Raw genomic sequence first — 18,429 nt, forward strand, 5'->3', positions numbered from 1 at the left:
CCAGGAGCCGCTTGTGCTGCCCATCCCGGCCGAAGAGCTGAACGGCTCAGGAACGCTCGGGCCGTACTGGACCTTTTACCGCGCGGTCGTCGCCGAGCAGCTGAACCGCTGGCTCCCCCGGAGCCCCTCCGTCGTCCTCGACCTCTCCCGCGGCCAGGGCCGCTGGTCCGCGCAGGCCGCCCGGGCCGGGCACCGGGTGATCGAGGTGGTCGACTTCCGCCGGGCGGTGGCGGTGGAGGGCCAGCCCGTCCTGCGCGACGCCGAACGGGTCCGCCAGGTCCGCGCCGACGACCTGCGCTTCCTCCCCGACGGCAGCGTCGACGCCGTGCTCGCCGAGGACCGGTCGATGTCCCTGGAGCTCATGGCCGAGTCCGCGCTCGCCGACGTCGCCCGGGTGCTGCGCCCCGGCGGGCGGGCGCTCGTCTGCGTCGACTCCCTGGTGCTGGGGATGGCGATCCTCGCCGAGCAGAACTACTGGGCCCACCTGCGCCAGACCAGCGAGGTCATGCTCGTGCCCTGGCCCGACGGGAGCATCACCCGCTGCTTCAGCAGCGCCCAGCTGCGCGAGCTGCTCGCCGAGGCCGGGCTGGAGGTCGAGTGGATACGGCCCCGCACGGTGCTGTCCCCCTCGACGGTCGACCACGTCCTCGCGGCCGACTCCCGCGCGCTGAACTGGCTGGTCCGCACCGAGCTGGAGGCCCACCCGGACGACGACGACACCGTGGGCATCCACCTGGTCGCCAGCGCCCGGCGGGTCTGAGGCCCGGCGGGCCCGCCGACGCGGCGGTGGACGACCGGCCCGGACGGCCGACCGGCGGGTCGGGCCGCTGACGGGTCGCGGGGCGGGCCTGTGACGGACCGCGGGGCGGCCGGGAGGTCGGCGGCGACCGGTCAGCGGCGGCGCTCCCTGCGGGACTGGCACTGCACGCACCGGGAGGCCTCGGGACGCGCCTCCAGCCTGCCCTCCGGCACGGGCCGGCCGCAGTCCACGCACAGGCCGTAGCACCCGTCGTCGATCCGCCTGAGCGCCTCCAGGACCGAACGGCGGTGCCGGGTGGCCACCTCCAGCATGGCCTGGTTGCGGTCCGCGTCGACCAGGTCGGACCCGGCGTCCGCCGCCGAGCGGTCGCGCAGGGCCGCGGGGTCCCCCCGCAGGATTCCGATGGAGCGGTCGAGCTCGCTGAGCATGCTCTCCAGGCGCACACGCGCGGTCGCGTCGTTCACGGACCCGCACCTCCGGGACGTGGGGGCGGCCTTCGGCGGGATTCCCCGGATCTCCCGCCGGGCACGAGGGGTGGGCTCCCCGGCGTCCCCGGACCGCGTCGCCGCGGGGGGTTCGGCCGGAGGATTCGCTTTCCTCACCGGATGCCCGCTCCGCACGCTTCTTACACCGGCCACCAGCCGTTTTCCCGGACGGCCCCGGCGCCCGCCCTCACTCCTCCGGCAGCGCCTCGATCAGCTCGGGCCCGTTGTTGCGGACCGAGTTCACCGCGGTGGAGACGGGATGGGCCACCAGCCCCGTCGAACCGGCCGGGATGAGGAACCCCTGCGCGTCGGGCACCCCGGGATCGAGCCACTCGCCCCACCGGTCGCGCTCGATCAGCATCGGCATGCGGTCGTGCACCCTGCCCGCCGCGTCGACGGCGGAGGTGGTGATGACGGTGCACGTCACGAGCCAGGCGTCCGGGTCGTCGTCGGGCCGGCCCCGGTCGCGCCAGAACTCGTACAGCCCCGCCATCGCCATGATCCCGCCGTCCGCCGGCCGGATGTAGTGGGGCTGCTTCTTCGGCCTGCCTTTGGCGTCGGTCTCCTCCAGCACGGCCCACTCGTAGTAGCCGTCGGCCGGGACCAGGCACCGGCGCTCCTTGAACGCCCTGCGGAACGAGGGCTTCTCCGCCACGGTCTCCACCCGCGCATTGATCATCTTGGAGCCGATCGCCGGGTCCTTCGCCCAGGACGGGACCAGCCCCCAGCGCATGACGCGGAGCTGGCGCACCGCCCGGCCGTCCTCGGCGTCGCCCTTCGGCGCCCGGCTGAGCACGGTGTAGACCGGTTTGGTCGGCGCGATGTTGTAGTCGGGCCGGAGCTCGGCGTCGGCGGCCCCGTCGACCTCGACCTCGAACTCCTCCAGCAGCTGCTGCTTACCCCGCGCAGACGCGAATCTTCCGCACATGTCCCCACTCTGCCACCTCCCACGCCTCCCGGGCGCCCCCTCCGCCACTTCGGCCGCGCGGTTCCGCGTCCGGCACCCCCCGCTCCGCCGCCCACGGCGTTTCCCGTCCGACACCTCCGCTCCGCCGCCCACGGCGTTTCCCGTCCGGCGGGCCGGTCTCGGTAGGCTCATCACATGTCGTCCGCTCCGCTGTGGCCCGCCCCGACCGCGACCGAACCCGTCCACGCGACCGTCCCGGTGCCGGGATCGAAGTCCGTGACCAACCGCGCGCTGCTGCTCGCCGCGCTGGCCGACGGCCCCGGCACCGTACGGCTGGCGCTGCGCAGCCGCGACTCCGACCTGATGGCCGACGCCCTGCGCGCGCTCGGCACCACGATGACCTCCTCCAACGAGGGCGGCTCCAGCCTCGACTGGACGGTCGTCCCCGGGCCGGTCACCGCCGGGGGGCGGATCGACGTGGGCCTCGCCGGCACCGTGATGCGCTTCGTGCCGCCGATGGCCGCGCTGGCCGACGGCGAGGTCTCCTTCGACGGCGACCCGCACGCGCGCAAGCGCCCGATGGGCGTGATCCTGGCCGCGCTGCGCGCCCTGGGCGCGCAGGTCACCGGAGACGCGCTGCCGTTCACCGTGCGGGGACCGCTGACCGGCGGGGAGGTCGTGCTCGACGCGTCCGGCTCCTCGCAGTTCCTCTCCGGCCTGCTGCTGGTCGCCGCCCGTTTCCCCAAGGGGGTGACGGTCCGGCACTCCGGACCGCCGATCCCGTCGCAGCCGCACATCCGGATGACGCTCCAGATGCTCCGCGAGCGCGGCGTGCACGTCGACGACTCCGAGCCCGACGTCTGGCGGGTCGAGCCCGGCCCGATCCGGGCCACCGACTTCACCGTGGAGCCCGACCTGTCCAACGCGGCGCCGTTCCTGTCGGCCGCGATGGTCGCCGGCGGCACGGTCGTCATCCCCGGCTGGCCCGCCGAGACGACGCAGCCCGGCGACCAGCTCCGCGGGCTCCTGGCCGGCATGGGCGCCTCCGTCGCGTTCACCGCCGACGGGCTGGCGGTCACCGGCACCGGCCGGATCTCCGGCATCGACGCCGACCTGCGCGACGTCGCCGAGCTGACCCCGACGATCGCCGCCCTGGCGGCCCTGGCCGACTCCCCCAGCCGGATCCGGGGCGTCGCGCACATCCGCGGGCACGAGACCGACCGGCTGGCCGCGCTGGTCGCCGAGATCAACGCACTGGGCGGCGACGCGAACGAGACCGACGACGGGCTGGAGATCCGGCCCCGCCCGCTCACCGGCGGGGTGTTCCACTCCTACGCCGACCACCGCATGGCCACGGCCGGCGCGGTGATCGGCCTGGCCGTACCCGGGGTGCTGGTGGAGGACATCGCCACCACGGGCAAGACCCTGCCGGAGTTCGCCTCGATGTGGGCGCGGATGTTGGGAGGCGACCGCTGAGGAAGCGGCAGTACGACGAGGACGACGTCAGGGTCCGGCCGGGCAAGGGCTCCCGGCCCCGGACCCGGCTCCGTCCCGCGCACGAGGACGCGGTCGAGGGGTTCGTCGTGGCGGTCGACCGGGGCCGCTACACGTGCCTGGTGACCGCCGGGCCCTCCGCCGGCGAGAAGCGGCGCCGGGCCAGGGACCGGGCCTCGGGAGCCGGGGACGACGGCCGGCTCGTCGTCGCGATGAAGGCCCGCGAGCTGGGCCGCAAGGGGATCGTGGTAGGTGACCGGGTCTCGCTGGTCGGCGACGTCTCCGGCGCGCCCGACACGCTGGCCCGCGTCGTCCGGGTGGAGCCGCGCGCCTCGATGCTCCGCCGCTCCGCCGACGACACCGAGGACACCGACGGCATCGAGCGTCCCGTGGTCGCCAACGCCGACCAGCTCGTGATCGTCACGGCGCTGGCGGATCCGCCGCCGCGGCCCCGCATGATCGACCGGATGCTCGTGGCGGCCTTCGACGCCGACATCGAGCCCCTGCTCTGCCTCACCAAGTCCGACCTCGCGCCGCCCGAGGAGCTCGTCTCGCTGTACGCACCGCTCGGCGTGCCGTACGTCGTGGTCGGCAAGGGGGGGACGCTCGACGAGGTCCGGGAGCGGCTGCGGGACCGCATCAGCGTGCTCGTCGGGCACTCGGGAGTCGGCAAGTCGACACTGGTGAACGCCCTGGTCCCGGGGGCCGACCGGGCCGTCTCGCACGTCAACGCGGTGACCGGCCGGGGCCGGCACACCTCCACCTCGGCCGTGGCCCTGGCGCTCCCGGACGGCGGCTGGATCATCGACACCCCGGGGGTGCGGAGCTTCGGGCTGGCCCACGTCTCGGTCGAGACCGTGCTGGCGGGCTTCCCCGACCTGGTCGAGGGCACGGTCGAGTGCCCCAAGGGCTGCAACCACCTGGGTGAGGAGTGCGCCCTGGACGGATGGGTGGCGGCCGGCCGCGCCGACCCCGTCCGGCTCGTCTCGCTCCGCCGCCTGCTCGCCATCCGCGAGGGCGCCCCCGACGACGACCGGCGGCCGGACGCCCCCTGACGCCTCCTGACGCCTCCGTCCCGGCCCGGGCCGTCCTGCCGCGCCCGGCAGGCGGGCCTGAAGCGGGGTTCACCGCGCGGACGACCGCCGGACCAGGAGAGCACGTCCGGAGGCATAGCCTCAGCGGTTGGGGCGCAGGGTCCAGGCGACGGTCATCTCCGCGACCGGGGTGCCGTCGGCGGTCCTGATGCCGACGGCGACGTCGAACTCGGGCCGGCGGCCGGCGTCGAGCAGGGCCACGACCTCCTCCCGGTCCGCCTGGAGCCGGGCCTCGGCCACGACCTCGCCCATCGCGAGCTTCACGTAGCGGATCGCCGCGCTCGCGGCCAGCGGGGTCGCCCGCGACAGCTGGTCGCCGAAAGCCGAGAGCATCGCGGCGCCCGAGGCGGACTCGGCCAGGGTGAACAGGGCACCGGCATGCGGACCGCCCAGGTGGTTGTGCAGGTCGGACCGGTCCGGCATCCGGCAGACCGCGAGGCCCGGCTCCACCTTCTCGAACGCGATGTCCAGCGTCCGCGCGAACGGCACGCTCTGCAGCATGAAGGCACCCACGTCAAAGGTCATGCCCCCGATGCTACTCGTGGGTAATAAAAGTGCCAACGGGTACTGCGCCGGAGTCCGCGCGCCGTCCGGACCGTCCGCGCGCCGTCCGGACCGTCCGTGCGCCATGCCGCCGGACGAGGGCGTGCGCAGGCCGTACCCCTGGAGAAGACCGTCCGCCCGCCGTACCACCGGAGAAGGCCGCCGGTGCGCCTCGGCCCGAGGGCCGGACCGTCCGCCCCTCCCGAACACGCACCGCCCCTCCTGTACGGCACGCCGACGCGATAGCGTTGCCCCCCGTGACGGGTTACAACGACGACCTCCGCCTCGCCCACGTCATGGCCGACGCCGCCGACGACATGACCATGCGCCGGTTCAGGGCCGTCGACCTGCGGGTCGAGACCAAACCCGACCTGACCCCGGTGAGCGACGCCGACCGCGCGGTCGAGGAGGCGATCCGGAACACCCTCCGGCGCGCCCGCCCCCAGGACGCGGTCGTCGGCGAGGAGTTCGGCGCGACCGGCCACGGCGCGCGCTCATGGATCGTCGACCCGATCGACGGCACCAAGAACTACGTGCGCGGCGTGCCCGTCTGGGCCACGCTCATCGCCCTGATGGACCAGGGCCGCGTCGTCGTCGGGCTGGTCTCCGCCCCGGCGCTCGGCCGCCGCTGGTGGGCCGCCCGCGACGGCGGCGCGTGGACCGGCAGGAGCCTGGCCGAGGCCACCCCCTGCCGGGTCTCCTCCGTCACCCGCCTGGAGGACGCCTCCTTCTCCTACTCCAGCCTCGGCGGCTGGGAGGAGGCCGGCAGGCTCGACCGCTTCCTCGACCTGAACCGCTCCGTCTGGCGCAGCCGCGCCTACGGCGACTTCTGGTCCCACATGATGGTCGCCGAGGGCGCGGTGGACCTGTCCGCCGAGCCCGAGCTCTCCCCTTGGGACATCGCGGCGCTGACCGTGATCGTCGAGGAGGCCGGCGGCACCTGGACCGACCTGTCCGGTGTCCCCGGCCTGGACGGCGGGAGCCTGGTCTGCACCAACGGCTCCCTGCACGGCGAGGTCCTCGAGCGCCTCGGCGGCGGCCCGCTCACCCCGTCGGCCTGAGCCGCCCGACCGGTCCGGCACCGCCGGTCCGATCCACCCGCTCCGCCTTCCGCTTCTCCGCCTTCCGCTCCTCCGGCACCGCCGGTCCGCGCCCGCCGATCCGGCCGCGCCCATCCGCCCGCCCGTTCCGCCTCCTGGCCGTGACCCGGCGTCCTCGGGCGCCGGGTTTCCCTGCCACGCCCAGGGGTCTCCCTTCCACCCTCCACGGGCGCGAATTCCCATGTGAGAGCCATGGAGATCACCCGGAACGGTATTCACACGGCAATGCTCACGTCTTCCGGCTCCGGTCATTGGTCGTTTCACTTCCGTTCACTTTCGCTCGCTTTCATCGGAGCCATCGAGAACGGATCTCACTACGGAGAAGGAACATAACCGTGACCAGTGGACAGCGCCGCCTCAGCGCGGTGGCGACGGCCGCGCTCGTCGTTTCCCTCGCGGCGGCCTGCGGCGGCGACGCCAAGCCCACCAGCGAAGGCACCTCCGCCGCCGCCGCCCCGGGCGAGTCCCAGGGCGCCGCGCTGAGCGGTGAGGTCAAGACCGACGGCTCCAGCACCGTGGCGCCCCTCACCCAGGCGGCCTCCGAGCTGTTCGGCGAGGAGCAGCCGCAGGTCAAGGTGCCGGTCGGCAGCTCCGGCACCGGCGGCGGCTTCGAGAAGTTCTGCAACGGCGAGACGGACATCTCCAACGCCTCCCGTCCGATCAAGGACGAGGAGAAGGCGGCCTGCGAGGCCAAGGGCATCAAGTTCGCCGAGCTCACGGTGGCCACCGACGCCCTGACCGTGGTCGTCTCCAAGGAGAACGACTGGGCCACCTGCCTGACCACCGACCAGCTCAAGAAGATGTGGGAGCCGGCGGCCGAGGGCAAGGTCAAGACCTGGAAGGACGTCGACCCCAAGTTCCCCGCCGAGGAGCTCAAGCTCTACGGTCCGGGCACCGACTCCGGCACCTTCGACTACTTCACCGACGAGATCAACGGTGAGGAGGGCGCGAGCCGCAAGGACTACAGCCCTTCGGAGAACGACAACGACATCGTCACCGGCGTCTCCGGCGCCAAGGGCGGCCTGGGCTACTTCGGCTTCACCTACTTCGAGGAGAACGCCGACAAGCTCAAGGCCATCGAGATCGACTCCGGCAGCGGCTGCGTCGCCCCGAGCGTCGAGGCGGCGCAGGGCGGCAAGTACACCCCGCTGGCCCGCCCGCTGTTCGTCTACCCGTCGGCAGCCGCGGTGAAGCGGCCCGAGGTCGCCGCGTTCCTCGACTACTACGTGGCGAACATCGGCACGATCGCCAAGGACGCGAAGTTCATCCCGCTCAACCCCGAGCAGGAGGCCAAGCTCAAGTCCGACCTCGAGTCCCTGAAGAGCCAGGGCTGATGTCGGCACAGCACCGTACGGCCGCGCCAAGGACCTCCGGGTCCCTGGCGCGGTCGCGCCCGCGTTACGGCGAGTTCGCCGTCAAGGTCGTCCTGCTGCTGGCGGCCCTGGTCTCGGTGTTGACCACCGTCGGCATCGTGGTGGCCCTGCTGGAGCCGACCATCGAGTTCTTCTCCGAGGTCGGCCTCGGTGAGTTCTTCGGCTCGACCACCTGGGGACCGCTGTTCAACCCGCCGGCGTTCGGAGTCTGGCCGATCATCGTCGCCACGCTCGAGATCACGCTGATCGCGATCGTGGTCGCCGTGCCGCTCGGCCTGGCCTCCGCGATCTACCTGTCGGAGTACGCCACCCCGCGCGTCCGCAAGGTCCTCAAGCCGGTCCTGGAGGTCCTGGCCGGCGTGCCCACCGTGGTCTTCGGCTTCTTCGCCCTCACCTTCGTCACCCCGCTGCTGCAGGACGTGTTCCCGTTCCTGGGCCTGGACGGCAAGAACGCGCTCAGCGCCGGCCTCCTGGTCGGCGTGATGATCATCCCGATCGTCGCGTCGCTCTCGGAGGACTCGATGGCCGCGGTCCCGAACGGCCTGCGGGAAGGCTCCTACGCCCTCGGCGCCTCCAAGATGATCACCTCGGTGCGGGTCGTCGTCCCGGCCGCCTTCTCCGGCATCGTCGCCGCGATCATCCTGGCGGTCTCCCGGGCCGCGGGCGAGACGATGATCGTCGCGATCGCGGGCGGCTTCAAGTCCGTCTTCACCCTCAACCCGGCGAACGAGATGGCCACGATGGCGGCGTTCATCGCGCAGGCCGGCTCGGGTGACGCATCGGTCGGCTCCACCGCCTACAAGACCATCTTCGCGGTGGGCTCGCTGCTGTTCGTCATGACCTTCGCCATGAACTACCTCAGTGCCCGCATGGTCCAGAAGTATCGCGAGGTCTACGACTGATGGCCATCCTCTCCACGCCGCGCTCCGCCGTACAGCTCGCGAGCAAGGGGCGCCCGCTCAGGGAGCACCTGTTCCGCATCGCGCTGCTGGCCAGCCTGGCGATCGCGATCGCCTTCCTGGCGATGCTGATCGTCTACGTGGTCGAGGAGGGCTGGCCCCGGCTCGACTCGACGCTCTGGGAGAACCAGCCCTCGATCCGCCGCCCGGAGACGGCCGGCATCCAGTCCGGGATCCTCGGCACCCTCTGGATCATCGGCCTGACCGCGCTGATGGCGCTGCCCACCGGGATCCTGGCCGCGATCTACCTGGAGGAGTACGCGGACAAGACCAAGTGGTACAACCGGCTGATCGAGCTGAACATCTCCAACCTGGCCGCGGTGCCCTCGATCGTCTACGGCATCCTCGGCCTCGGCATGATCGCCCGGTGGATGCAGTTCGGCTTCACCGTCATGACCGGTGCTCTCACCGTCTCGCTGCTGGTGCTGCCCATCGTGATCATCTCCGCCCGTGAGGCCATCCGCGCGGTTCCCCCGTCGATCCGCGAGGGTTCGCTGGCACTCGGGGCGACCCAGTGGCAGACCATCTACCGGCAGGTCCTCCCGGCGTCCGTTCCCGGCATCGCGACCGGCTCGATCCTGGCGCTCTCCCGCGCGATCGGCGAGGCCGCGCCGTTCCTGATGCTCGGCGCCGCGACACTGGTCCGGTTCAACCCGGAGGGCGTCTGGAGCACCTTCACCGTTCTCCCCCTGCAGATCTACAGCTTCATCGCCCGTCCGCAGGAGGAGTTCGCCGTCCTCGCGGCCGCCGCGATCGTGATCCTCCTCGCGATCCTGCTGCTGATGAACTCCGTCGCCATCTGGCTCCGTAACCGCTACCAGAAGCGCTGGTGAGAAACGCAATGTCTGACGTCCGCAACCCCCTGCCGACCGGGACCGCTGTGCCCCGCAATCCCATGCCGACTTCTGGGACCGCTGTGCCCCGCAATCCCATGCCGACTTCTGGGACCGCTGAGATCGGAGTCTCCGTGCCGAACGTCTCCGTGCGAGGCCCCGAGGTCCCCCGCACCATCGAAGCCCTCGACCCCGTCTTCACCGTCTCCGGCCTCAGCGTCTTCTACGGCGACTACGAGGCGGTCCGCGGCGTCGACATGACCATCGGCAACCGCGAGATCACGGCCATGATCGGTCCGTCCGGCTGCGGCAAGAGCACCGTCCTGCGCTGCTTCAACCGGATGAACGACCTCATCCCCGGAGCCCGCGCGGCCGGCAAGATCCTCTACCACGACGAGGACCTGTACGGCGACCACGTCGACCCGATCGAGGTCCGCCGCCGGATCGGCATGGTCTTCCAGAAGCCGAACCCCTTCCCCAAGTCGATCTACGACAACATCGCCTACGGCCCGAAGGTCAACGGCGTGAAGGGGAAGATGGACGACATCGTCGAGGAGGCGCTGACCAAGGCGGCTCTCTGGGACGAGGTCAAGGACAAGATCAAGCAGAACGCGCTCTCCCTGTCCGGCGGCCAGCAGCAGCGCCTGTGCATCGCCCGGGCCATCGCGGTCAAGCCCGATGTGATCCTGATGGACGAGCCCTGCTCGGCCCTCGACCCGATCGCGACCACCAAGATCGAAGACCTGATGCAGGAGCTGACGCGCGATTACACGATCGTCATCGTCACCCACAACATGCAGCAGGCGGCCCGCGTCTCCGACCGCACGGCCTTCTTCACCGCCGAGGTGGACGCCGACGGCGTACGGCACGGCCGCCTGGTGGAGTTCGACGAGACCAGCCGCATCTTCACCAACCCGAGCGACAAGCGGACCGAGGACTACATCACCGGCCGCTTCGGCTGAACCACATACCCCTACTTGGAGGATCCGGGTGATCCAGCCGCAGACGGCACCCGAAGTGGACGGGGACACGCGGACCGCGCCCATGCTGCTGGTGGCCGATCCAGAGTCGGCCCTGGTCGAGGAACTCGCCGTGACCCTCGAACGCGAGGGCGTGGAGGTCCTGGGCGTCTCCGACGGCGCCCAGGCCCTGTTGCAGGCCGGAGCGCTCCGGCCCGACGTCGTACTCGTCAGCGCCTCGCTGCCCGTCATCGGCGCGGTGGAGTTCATCCGCGCCGTACGGCTGGCGCGGGCCGTGCCCGTTCTGCTCGGTGTGGGCGAGGGCCACGCCGAGCAGGCCGTCCAGGCGCTCACGGCCGGCGCCACCGCCTGTGTGGCCAGGCCGTACCGGGTGCCCGAGCTCCTCCCTCTCGTGCAGGCCGCGATCGAGGGCGACTCGGGGGTCCGCCGCACGCTCGTGGTCGGCAACGTGGAACTCGACGTCAACGCCTACCAGGTGAGGGTCGGCGGCAGGATCGTCCACCTGCCGCTGCGCGAGTTCGAACTGCTGCACTACCTGATGCGCAACGCGCACCGCACGGTCACCCGCGAGCAGATCATGCGGCACGTGTGGCACTCCACCGACGCCACCTCGACCAACACCATCGCGGTGCACGTCAAGCGGTTGCGCGCCCGGCTCGGGGACAACGACGACCGGCTCATCCAGACGGTGCGCGGCGTGGGATACCGCCTGGTCGAGCACGGCTGACCGCGCCTTCGCCCGTGTCCTCCCTCCGGACCGGCGGGAGGACGCCGGCAGGGGAACGGCGAACCGGCACGGCCGGGAAGTGCCGAGGACACGGGGAAGTGCCGAGCCGGGAACACCGGGAAGGCGCCGGAGAACGCCGCGGAGGGAACCGCGATGCGCCGCACCGCCCGAAGCGGTCGGACGACTCACGCGAACCGGTCGATCGAAACAACCCGGCCCCATGGCCGTGAAATATTCCAATCACCTCCGATCGGCGCGGGGAATCACCCGGATACTCCCGCTACCGGCTCACTTCAAAAGAAGCGCCATCAGCCCTTGACCGAAACCTGGCGCTAATTCGTTGAAGCCGCGCGGCCGGTGCGAGATGTTTATTCGCGACAACGAGCGGTCAGCCGGACACGGCTTTCAGCAGGAGTCTCCAGAAGTTCCCCGTTTCGTTTCCATGGAGGAAGCAACATGATCCGTCGTATTCTCGCAGGTGCGGCCATCGCCGGGATCGCCGCTTTCGCGGGCCTGGCCACGGCCGGTGTCGCGTCGGCCGGTGACTGGGACGACAAGCAGCGTCCCAACTTCACCTACGTCGACGACAGCAACCACAACGAGATCCTGAACGACCTCATCGACCTCGCCCTTCTCGGCATCATCGACAACTGAGCCTCTCCCTTAGAGGCGATGACGCACGCCCGGATTCCCATGCCGGGCGGTGCCGTTCGGAGATGATTCGCCTCCGGGTCATCCTGGCCGGCCGGAACAGCCCGGTGTGAATTATCTCGGAAACGGCGCGGAAGCCCCTGACGTGAGAGTCGTCTGGCCAACGACACTCACCCGTCAGGGGCTTTTTGCCGTTCCCGGCGCCTTTCCCCGCGTTTCTCCGCGCTCCAGGCCTTCCCGGTTCCTCCCGTTCTCACCGCCGCCACCGGCCCGCCGGTCGTCTCCGCGGCATTCCTCCTCGCCGCGGAACGCGGACAGCATCCGCTCGGCCGTACCCTCGACTCTGAGCACGCCCGCGCCCATGCTCCCGTTGTCCTCGGTGAGCACCGCCACGGCGTAGTCGTGGCCGCGCCCTCTGATCAGCCCGGCGCTCACGACCACCCAGCGCCCGTTCGACACGCGCCGCAGCCAGCCGTTCTTGAGCGCCACCCGGTCCCCCTCGCATGCCGCCGCGCTGATCCCCCAGCGCTGCTCGGGGATCACCTCCCCCATCAACCGGACCACCTGTCCGCGGTCCTCCGCCCCCAGCGGGCTCGTCTCCGCGACCAGCGCCGCGAGCAGCCGGAGCTGGTCCTCCGCGGTGGTCCGCGTGATCCCCCAGCAGTAGAGGTCGACGCACCGGCCGGGCGGCGCGTAGGTGCGCTCGAGACCGAACCTCCGGTTCGCCTCGGCCAGTCCCGTCTCCAGGCCGATGCGCTCGTACAGCCGGTCCGCCGCGTCGTTGTCGCTGAGGCGGATCATCCGGTCGGCGTCGCGCCGCGCCGCCGTACCCAGTTCCCGCCAGGGCGTCCGGAGCAGCAGCGCCATCAGGATGTCGACCTTGGAGGTACTGGCGGTCGGCAGCTGCAGGTCAGGGTGGTAGTGATAGGCCCTGCCGGTGGACAGGTCCCGCACGGCGGCCGTGATGTCGCCGCCGTGCGCCCCCAGGAAGCGGTCCAGCGTGCGGGTGAGCTCGGCCCCGGACATCTCGGGCGGTCCCGGTGGCGCGGCGGCCGCGGACGGCGCCGGCCAGACGACGGCGGGCGGTGGACCCGCGCGCGCCTGCCCCGCACCCCGGGAGGCGGCCCGCTGGGACACGCATCCGCAGACCAGCGCGGGCACCAGTACGGCCGCGGCCACGGCGGACGGACCTCGCGGACGCGTCATCGCCCTCACCGCCTTCCCCATGAAGCCACAAATCGGACTTATCCCATTAATGCGGCATATGAGGATGGGTGAGAAGGGCGCCTGCCGAACGGAGGCGGTTTCCTGGAACCGCGGGCCGGTGAGCTACCTAGCCTTGACGCCCCTCGGCGATTAGCCGGAGCACGGCCTCGTCGTCGCAGCTCTCCCAGAACCCGCCGACCACGTCCTCCAGATGCGCCAGCGAGTCCGCCCGGAACAGCACGTCCTGGTACTTCGTGATGTCGTAGTGGGTGGTGCCCATGGCCGCGAGGTCCAGCGGGCGGATGTCCATTCCCCGGAACTCCTCGATCTCGCCGTAGGACGACAGGATGCCCGCGCCGTACGCCCGCAGCTCGCCGTCGTCGGTCATCACCCCGAACTCCAGCGTGAACCAGAAGACCTTCGAGACGAACTCCAGCGCCTCGTCGCTCTCGACCCGGCGCGCCGCCTGTCCGGCCAGCCGGTAGAGCGCCGCGTAGCGGTCGGAGGCCAGCGCGTTGGCGTGCCCGATGACCTCGTGGATCACGTCGGGTTCGGGGGTGTACAGCGGTGTGGAGTGGTGGCGGATGTACTGCGTCGAGTGGAAGAGCCCGTCCGCCAGGACCCCGTAGAAGTCCCGGAGCGGGACGAGCCCGGCCGCCGGGATGTACCGGAACCCGGTGAGGGGCTCCAGCAGGTCGCCCACCTCCTGGAGCTGCGGGATGCGGTCACCCGGCAGCCCCAGCCGCGTCACGGCCCGCTGGTACTCGGCCGTGGCGTACTTGCGGTGCTTGAGCGCCAGCTCCCGGCTGACGATCGCCCACACCTCGTGCTCCTGCTCGGTGTACTCGGCCGTCGGGATGGGCGTGCCGGGCACGTAGCCGACGGCGAGCGCTGCGATGGCGTTGCGACGAGCCCGGTAGACGGGGTCCGCGAAACCGGGATGACTCGCGGCGAGCTGGACCTCGACCGTGCCGTCGTCGTTGGCCGCCACCGGCGCGAAGTACTGTGCTTCCTCGAACATGAATGAAATGACAGCAATTCTCGGATTCGCTGGCAAGAGCGAGCATTAAAAGTAGGCGATCTGCGCAAGATCGCCTGGTCGTGCCTGGTTCTCACTGGTCATATCGCCTAGTCTGGCGACATGGTCATCGACGAGCTGGACAGCCGACTCCTGGTGACCATGCGCGCCCACCCGCGGATCGGGCTCACCGAGCTCGCCCGCCTGCTCGGCGTGGCCCGCGGCACCGTGCAGGCGCGGGTGGAGAAGCTGACCGCACGCGGCGTCATCGCCGACTTCGGCCCCACGGTGACCCCCGAGGGCGTCGGCTACCCGATCCTGGCTTTCGTCTCCCTGCAGATCGCCCAGGGCCGGCTGGCCGAGTCCGTGCAGGCGCTGCGGGCCCTGCCCGAGATCCTCGAGGTGTACGGCACCAGCGGTCAGTCCGACCTGCTCTGCCGCGTGGTGGCGCGGAGCACCCCGGACCTGCAGGAGATCATCGCCCGCGTCCTGGCATCTCCCGCCGTGCAGCGCACCGACACCACGGTCGCCCTGTCGGTGCAGATCCCGTTCCGGATCGAACCGCTGCTGCACGTCGCCGCCGAGCGGGACGGCGGACGGGACCTGTCCTAGACGGATAGGCCCGAACTCCGATACCGCCGGTGGCTGCCCACCGTACCGGCGGCGGGCTCCCGACCGCCCGGAAACCTGAGGACACCCGGAGGGCGGCAACCCGGGGAAACGGAAGAAAGGGGCCGCCCTCGAAGGACGGCCCACCCCGTCCCGGGACCACCCCCGGCTCCCGGGACCACACCCCGGAAACACCCCCGCGAAAACAAGAAAGGGCCGCCCCGAAGGGCGGCCCTCACTCAACAAATGTCCGGCGGCGACCTACTCTCCCACACCCTCCCGAGTGCAGTACCATCGGCGCTGAAGAGCTTAACTTCCGGGTTCGGAATGTAACCGGGTGTTTCCCCTTCGCCATAACCGCCGTAACCCCATGAAACAATCAAACAGGAAACCCGTTTGCCGTCTCAGAATTGCCTAGTGGACGCGAGCAAGAACCCCGGTTTCGCGCTGCTCCGGACCCGGCGAGGATACAGAGCGCTGCAGAAACCAAGCATAAACTTTGAGGTCAAGTCCTCGGCCTATTAGTACCGGTCAGCTCCACACATTACTGCGCTTCCACCTCCGGCCTATCAACCCGGTCGTCTACCGGGAGCCTTACCCCTCACGGGTGGGAGACCTCATCTCAAGGCGAGCTTCCCGCTTAGATGCTTTCAGCGGTTATCCCTTCCGAACGTAGCCAACCAGCCGTGCTCCTGGCGGAACAACTGGCACACCAGAGGTTCGTCCGTCCCGGTCCTCTCGTACTAGGGACAGCCCCTTTCAAGTCTCCTGCGCGCGCAGCGGATAGGGACCGAACTGTCTCGCGACGTTCTAAACCCAGCTCGCGTACCGCTTTAATGGGCGAACAGCCCAACCCTTGGGACCTACTCCAGCCCCAGGATGCGACGAGCCGACATCGAGGTGCCAAACCATCCCGTCGATATGGACTCTTGGGGAAGATCAGCCTGTTATCCCCGGGGTACCTTTTAGCCGTTGAGCGACGGCGCTTCCACATGCCACCGCCGGATCACTAGTCCCAGCTTTCGCTCCTGCTCGACCCGTCGGTCTCACAGTCAAGCTCCCTTGTGCACTTACACTCGACACCTGATTGCCAACCAGGCTGAGGGAACCTTTGGGCGCCTCCGTTACCCTTTAGGAGGCAACCGCCCCAGTTAAACTACCCACCAGACACTGTCCCTGATCCGGATCACGGACCGAAGTTAGACGTTCAAAACGACCAGAGTGGTATTTCACCAATGACTCCACCCGAACTAGCGTCCGAGCCTCATAGTCTCCCACCTATCCTACACAAGACGCTCCAAACGCCAATGTCAAGCTGTAGTGAAGGTCCCGGGGTCTTTCCGTCCTGCTGCGCGTAACGAGCATCTTTACTCGTAGTGCAATTTCGCCGGGTCTGCGGTTGAGACAGCGGGGAAGTCGTTACGCCATTCGTGCAGGTCGGAACTTACCCGACAAGGAATTTCGCTACCTTAGGATGGTTATAGTTACCACCGCCGTTTACTGGCGCTTAAGTTCTCAGCGTCGCAGGCTTGCGCCCGCTAACCGGTCCCCTTAACGTTCCAGCACCGGGCAGGCGTCAGTCCGTATACATCGTCTTACGACTTCGCACGGACCTGTGTTTTTAGTAAACAGTCGCTTCCCCCTGGCCACTGCGGCCCCCACCAGCTCGGGGAGCAAGTCCCGTCACCAGCGAAGGCCCCCCTTCTCCCGAAGTTACGGGGGCAATTTGCCGAGTTCCTTAACCACAGTTCACCCGATCGCCTTGGTATTCTCTACCTGACCACCTGAGTCGGTTTCGGGTACGGGCCGCACTGATGCTCGCTAGAGGCTTTTCTCGGCAGCATAGGATCACCCACTTCGCCACAATCGGCTCGGCATCACATCTCAGGATACATGAGAGGCGGATTTGCCTACCTCTCTCCCTACCTGCTTACCCCAGGACTACCATCGCCTGGGATGGGCTACCTTCCTGCGTCACCCCATCGCTTACCTACTACCAGATCAGGCCAGGCGTTCACTCTGACACCATCCCCGAAGGGACGATCGAGTTAAGGACCCTTAGTATCACTGGATTCGATATGGGCGCATCACCACGGGTACGGGAATATCAACCCGTTGTCCATCGACTACGCCTGTCGGCCTCGCCTTAGGTCCCGACTTACCCTGGGCGGATTAGCCTGGCCCAGGAACCCTTGGTCATCCGGCGCAGAAGTTTCTCACTTCTGATTCGCTACTCATGCCTGCATTCTCACTCGCACGGCCTCCACAACTCGATCACTCGGCTGCTTCGCCGGCCGCACGACGCTCCCCTACCCATCCACACACCCAGACAGCTCACGCTGCCAGGCTCAATGTGTGAATGCCACGACTTCGGCGGTGCACTTGAGCCCCGCTACATTGTCGGCGCGGAATCACTTGACCAGTGAGCTATTACGCACTCTTTCAAGGGTGGCTGCTTCTAAGCCAACCTCCTGGTTGTCACTGCGACTCCACATCCTTTCCCACTTAGCACACGCTTAGGGGCCTTAGTCGGTGGTCTGGGCTGTTTCCCTCTCGACTACGGAGCTTATCCCCCGCAGTCTCACTGCCACGCTCTCACTTACCGGCATTCGGAGTTTGGCTGACGTCAGTAACCTTGTCGGGCCCATCGGCCATCCAGTGCTCTACCTCCGGCAAGAAACACGCGACGCTGCACCTAAATGCATTTCGGGGAGAACCAGCTATCACGGAGTTTGATTGGCCTTTCACCCCTAAACACAGGTCATCCCCCAGGTTTTCAACCCTGGTGGGTTCGGTCCTCCACGCCGTCTTACCCACGCTTCAACCTGCCCATGCCTAGATCACTCCGCTTCGGGTCTACAGCATGCGACTCAAACGCCCTATTCAGACTCGGTTTCCCTACGGCTCCCCCACACGGGTTAACCTCGCCACACACCATAACTCGCAGGCTCATTCTTCAAAAGGCACGCAGTCACATCACGCACAGCAAGCTGTGCACGCTCCTACGGCTTGTAGGCACACGGTTTCAGGTACTATTTCACGACCCCTCACCGGGGTGCTTTTCACCTTTCCCTCACGGTACTAGTGCACTATCGGTCATCAGGGAGTATTTAGGCTTACCAGGTGGTCCTGGCAGATTCACACAGGATTTCTCGGGCCCCGTGCTACTTGGGATCCCCTCCAGCAGTCCAACAGGTTTCGCCTACCCGGCTCTCACGGTCTACGGCGTCCCTTCCCAGAGACTTCGACTACCCACTGGATTTCTCACTGCTCGAAGGAGCGGCAGCTCCTCCCGGAAGGTCCCACGACCCCGCACACGCAACGCCTGCCGGCTATCACACGCATACGGTTTAGCCTCATCCGCTTTCGCTCACCACTACTCACGGAATCACATGTTGTTTTCTCTTCCTACGGGTACTGAGATGTTTCACTTCCCCGCGTTACCACCAACCGCCCTATACATTCAGGCGGAGGCAACACCCCATGACGGGTGCTAGGTTTCCCCATTCGGACATCCCCGGATCAACGTCTGGTTGGCGACTCCCCGAGGCTTAACGCAGCCTCCCACGTCCTTCATCGGCTCCTGATGCCAAGGCATCCACCGTGTGCCCTAAAAAACTTGGCCACAAAGATGCTCGCGTCCACTATGCAAATCTCAAACAACAAACAGCGATCCCACCCGGCCCACCA

General features: G+C 68.8%; 16 protein-coding genes and 2 rRNA genes. 11 read left to right on the forward strand and 7 right to left on the reverse strand.

Going from position 1 to position 18,429, the window contains the following annotated elements:
* Window positions 1-13 precede the first annotated feature (13 nt).
* Window positions 14-760 carry a methyltransferase domain-containing protein gene (locus HS048_RS33220; protein ID WP_196469849.1) on the forward strand — a complete coding sequence of 249 codons (747 nt, stop codon included), beginning with the start codon at window positions 14-16 and terminating at the stop codon, window positions 758-760.
* Window positions 761-891: 131 nt separating this feature from the next.
* Here the strand turns inward: HS048_RS33220 and HS048_RS33225 are convergent, their stop codons facing one another.
* Window positions 892-1,224, reverse strand: coding sequence for a TraR/DksA C4-type zinc finger protein (locus tag HS048_RS33225; protein WP_084008406.1), 333 nt, complete (start codon window positions 1,222-1,224; stop codon window positions 892-894).
* A gap of 208 nt (window positions 1,225-1,432) precedes the next feature.
* Complete coding sequence (locus tag HS048_RS33230) at window positions 1,433-2,173, reverse strand: SOS response-associated peptidase (protein WP_068897769.1); 741 nt, start codon at window positions 2,171-2,173, stop codon at window positions 1,433-1,435.
* A gap of 174 nt (window positions 2,174-2,347) precedes the next feature.
* Here HS048_RS33230 and aroA point away from each other — a divergent pair, with 174 nt between their 5' ends.
* Window positions 2,348-3,628: a 3-phosphoshikimate 1-carboxyvinyltransferase gene (aroA, locus tag HS048_RS33235; protein WP_068897770.1), complete on the forward strand. Its 1,281-nt coding sequence runs from the start codon at window positions 2,348-2,350 to the stop codon at window positions 3,626-3,628.
* Entirely contained in the window at window positions 3,625-4,701 is a 1,077-nt protein-coding gene (gene rsgA / locus HS048_RS33240; protein WP_196469936.1) for a ribosome small subunit-dependent GTPase A, read from the forward strand. Before aroA ends, rsgA begins: the two co-directional genes overlap by 4 nt.
* A gap of 120 nt (window positions 4,702-4,821) precedes the next feature.
* Here rsgA and HS048_RS33245 read toward each other — a convergent pair whose 3' ends face one another.
* Window positions 4,822-5,265, reverse strand: coding sequence for a DUF4442 domain-containing protein (locus tag HS048_RS33245; RefSeq protein ID WP_191898269.1), 444 nt, complete (start codon window positions 5,263-5,265; stop codon window positions 4,822-4,824).
* 275 nt (window positions 5,266-5,540) lie between these two features.
* Here HS048_RS33245 and hisN point away from each other — a divergent pair, with 275 nt between their 5' ends.
* From hisN to HS048_RS33280, 7 genes are all read left to right on the forward strand, one after another.
* The gene (gene hisN / locus HS048_RS33250; RefSeq protein ID WP_084008407.1) at window positions 5,541-6,344 is read left to right on the forward strand and encodes a histidinol-phosphatase; all 804 of its coding nucleotides are present in this window, start codon (window positions 5,541-5,543) and stop codon (window positions 6,342-6,344) included.
* Between the two features lie 374 nt (window positions 6,345-6,718).
* Complete coding sequence (locus HS048_RS33255) at window positions 6,719-7,717, forward strand: PstS family phosphate ABC transporter substrate-binding protein (RefSeq protein WP_068897772.1); 999 nt, start codon at window positions 6,719-6,721, stop codon at window positions 7,715-7,717.
* Window positions 7,717-8,658: a phosphate ABC transporter permease subunit PstC gene (pstC, locus tag HS048_RS33260; RefSeq protein WP_068897773.1), complete on the forward strand. Its 942-nt coding sequence runs from the start codon at window positions 7,717-7,719 to the stop codon at window positions 8,656-8,658. The genes HS048_RS33255 and pstC overlap by 1 nt, the downstream gene beginning before the upstream one ends.
* Window positions 8,658-9,548, forward strand: a complete 891-nt coding sequence (pstA, locus tag HS048_RS33265) for a phosphate ABC transporter permease PstA (RefSeq protein ID WP_068897774.1) — start codon at window positions 8,658-8,660, stop codon at window positions 9,546-9,548. The genes pstC and pstA overlap by 1 nt, the downstream gene beginning before the upstream one ends.
* Before the next feature lie 134 nt (window positions 9,549-9,682).
* Window positions 9,683-10,510 (forward strand): phosphate ABC transporter ATP-binding protein PstB, encoded by an 828-nt coding sequence (pstB, locus tag HS048_RS33270; protein WP_307827509.1) that lies wholly within the window; start codon window positions 9,683-9,685, stop codon window positions 10,508-10,510.
* A 28-nt stretch (window positions 10,511-10,538) separates the two neighbouring features.
* The gene (locus HS048_RS33275) at window positions 10,539-11,255 is read left to right on the forward strand and encodes a response regulator transcription factor (RefSeq protein WP_068897776.1); all 717 of its coding nucleotides are present in this window, start codon (window positions 10,539-10,541) and stop codon (window positions 11,253-11,255) included.
* A 456-nt stretch (window positions 11,256-11,711) separates the two neighbouring features.
* Entirely contained in the window at window positions 11,712-11,909 is a 198-nt protein-coding gene (locus HS048_RS33280; protein ID WP_068897777.1) for a hypothetical protein, read from the forward strand.
* A gap of 174 nt (window positions 11,910-12,083) precedes the next feature.
* Here HS048_RS33280 and HS048_RS33285 read toward each other — a convergent pair whose 3' ends face one another.
* On the reverse strand, window positions 12,084-13,112 hold the full coding sequence (locus HS048_RS33285; RefSeq protein WP_084008431.1) for a serine hydrolase: 1,029 nt from the start codon (window positions 13,110-13,112) through the stop codon (window positions 12,084-12,086).
* A gap of 127 nt (window positions 13,113-13,239) precedes the next feature.
* Complete coding sequence (locus tag HS048_RS33290; protein ID WP_068897779.1) at window positions 13,240-14,133, reverse strand: phenylalanine 4-monooxygenase; 894 nt, start codon at window positions 14,131-14,133, stop codon at window positions 13,240-13,242.
* 120 nt (window positions 14,134-14,253) lie between these two features.
* Between HS048_RS33290 and HS048_RS33295 the strand changes: the two genes are divergently transcribed.
* Window positions 14,254-14,742 (forward strand): Lrp/AsnC family transcriptional regulator, encoded by a 489-nt coding sequence (locus HS048_RS33295; RefSeq protein WP_196469850.1) that lies wholly within the window; start codon window positions 14,254-14,256, stop codon window positions 14,740-14,742.
* A gap of 245 nt (window positions 14,743-14,987) precedes the next feature.
* Here HS048_RS33295 and rrf read toward each other — a convergent pair.
* Window positions 14,988-15,104: ribosomal RNA gene (gene rrf / locus HS048_RS33300) — 5S ribosomal RNA — on the reverse strand.
* A gap of 136 nt (window positions 15,105-15,240) precedes the next feature.
* Window positions 15,241-18,364, reverse strand: a 23S ribosomal RNA gene (locus tag HS048_RS33305).
* Window positions 18,365-18,429: the final 65 nt, after the last annotated feature.

It is taken from the genome of Planomonospora sp. ID91781, assembly GCF_015711595.1.
Taxonomy (GTDB): Bacteria; Actinomycetota; Actinomycetes; order Streptosporangiales; family Streptosporangiaceae; genus Planomonospora; species Planomonospora parontospora.

Excerpts from the sequence above, each read along its gene's own strand:
- HS048_RS33245 (WP_191898269.1), bottom strand. The coding sequence starts at position 5,265 with ATGACCTTTGACGTGGGTGCCTTCATGCTGCAGAGCGTGCCGTTCGCG.
- HS048_RS33295 (WP_196469850.1), top strand. The coding sequence starts at position 14,254 with ATGGTCATCGACGAGCTGGACAGCCGACTCCTGGTGACCATGCGCGCC.
- HS048_RS33285 (WP_084008431.1), bottom strand. The coding sequence starts at position 13,112 with ATGACGCGTCCGCGAGGTCCGTCCGCCGTGGCCGCGGCCGTACTGGTG.
- HS048_RS33230 (WP_068897769.1), bottom strand. The coding sequence starts at position 2,173 with ATGTGCGGAAGATTCGCGTCTGCGCGGGGTAAGCAGCAGCTGCTGGAG.
- pstA (WP_068897774.1), top strand. The coding sequence starts at position 8,658 with ATGGCCATCCTCTCCACGCCGCGCTCCGCCGTACAGCTCGCGAGCAAG.
- HS048_RS33280 (WP_068897777.1), top strand. The coding sequence starts at position 11,712 with ATGATCCGTCGTATTCTCGCAGGTGCGGCCATCGCCGGGATCGCCGCT.
- aroA (WP_068897770.1), top strand. The coding sequence starts at position 2,348 with ATGTCGTCCGCTCCGCTGTGGCCCGCCCCGACCGCGACCGAACCCGTC.
- HS048_RS33290 (WP_068897779.1), bottom strand. The coding sequence starts at position 14,133 with ATGTTCGAGGAAGCACAGTACTTCGCGCCGGTGGCGGCCAACGACGAC.
- pstC (WP_068897773.1), top strand. The coding sequence starts at position 7,717 with ATGTCGGCACAGCACCGTACGGCCGCGCCAAGGACCTCCGGGTCCCTG.